General features: G+C 60.1%; 1 protein-coding gene and 1 pseudogene. Both read left to right on the top strand.

Features of this window, described 5'->3' with window-relative positions; translation table 11 throughout:
* Window positions 1-84: 84 nt before the first annotated feature.
* Window positions 85-915, top strand: a complete 831-nt coding sequence (fghA, locus tag EOA22_RS34135) for an S-formylglutathione hydrolase (RefSeq protein ID WP_063167861.1) — start codon at window positions 85-87, stop codon at window positions 913-915.
* Window positions 899-1242 (top strand): annotated as a pseudogene (locus tag EOA22_RS34130) (hypothetical protein); the annotation flags it as partial. The gene fghA and the pseudogene EOA22_RS34130, both read left to right, overlap by 17 nt.

Here is a 1242-nt window from a genome sequence, read left to right as displayed (position 1 = left end):
CCATACGATGGCAGGACGCAAGTGCTTGCCGCTGGGTGGCAGTGGTGGGGCCGACCGTCATCCGACCCGCAACGTGGAGAACACATGAAAATCATCTCTCAGACGAAAGCCCATGGCGGCGTGCAGGGCGTCTATTCCCATTTCTCGACGAGTTGCCGTTGCGACATGATTTTTGCCGTTTTCATACCTCCGCAGGCGCGGGAGACGCCTTGTCCCGTTGTGTGGTATCTCTCAGGCCTGACGTGTACGCACGCCAATGTCATGGACAAGGGCGAGTACAGGCGCATGGCCGCCGAGCTCGGCCTGATCGTCGTTTGTCCCGACACCAGCCCGCGCGGGGCCGACATTCCGGATGAAAAAGACAACTGGCAGTTCGGCTCCGGCGCCGGCTTCTATCTCGATGCGACGCAAGAGCCTTATGCGAAGAACTATCGTATGTATTCCTATGTCGCCGAGGAGTTGCCGGCCCTCATCGCGGCTGAATTTCCAGCCGATATGGCACGCCAGGCAATCTTTGGCCATTCGATGGGCGGGCATGGCGCGCTGACGATTGCCTTGAAGAATCCGCAGCGGTTCAAGAGCTGCTCGGCGTTCGCCCCGATCGCCCAGCCAAGCACCGCCGGCTGGTCGAGACCGGCTTTTGAGAAGTATCTCGGCAAGGATGAGGCCTCGTGGCGAAGCTGCGACGCGACGTCGCTCATCGACGACGGATACCGCTTCCCCGAATTTTTGGTGGATCAGGGAACGTCGGATGGATTTCTTGACGACGGGCTGAGGCCTTGGCTGCTTGAGGCGGCCTGCACCAAAGCAGGTATTCCTTTAAAATTGCGGATGCAGGATGGATACGACCACTCGTATCTTTTCATCTCCAGCTTCATGGACGACCATCTGAGATGGCATGCTGAGAGGCTTTGAACCGGGCAGGCCGAAGGCATGGCCAGATGCAAACAAGGTATTGAATTCGACGCCTTACGCCGGGGGCAGAGTCCCCGCCGGCGTCAAACGCTACACATTCAGCCCGGACGCTGCCTATGCGAAAGAGCTGAAAGCGGTAGCCAGCCCCGATGAGATCCCGGAGCCGCCCTGCGGCGCCTGGGGCGAAATGCCTGACGGCATCCAGTATTTCGAGGTGCCCGAGGGTGGGGGGCGGAAAGTGCTGTTCGTGCGGATAGGCCAGGACGAGCCTTCGTTTGACGGGCAGACGCTGGAGGTGTTGCAGGCGGGGGAAATTGGTCCGGGGAG

The organism is Mesorhizobium sp. M7A.F.Ca.US.014.04.1.1 (assembly GCF_003998745.1).
GTDB lineage: Bacteria > Pseudomonadota > Alphaproteobacteria > Rhizobiales > Rhizobiaceae > Mesorhizobium > Mesorhizobium ciceri.
Note: the sequence above shows the minus strand (reverse complement) of the source record. Positions and strands in the feature narration are given on the sequence as shown.

Bases quoted from the DNA above. Each gene is read 5' to 3' on its own strand.
- fghA (WP_063167861.1), top strand. From the start codon at position 85: ATGAAAATCATCTCTCAGACGAAAGCCCATGGCGGCGTGCAGGGCGTC.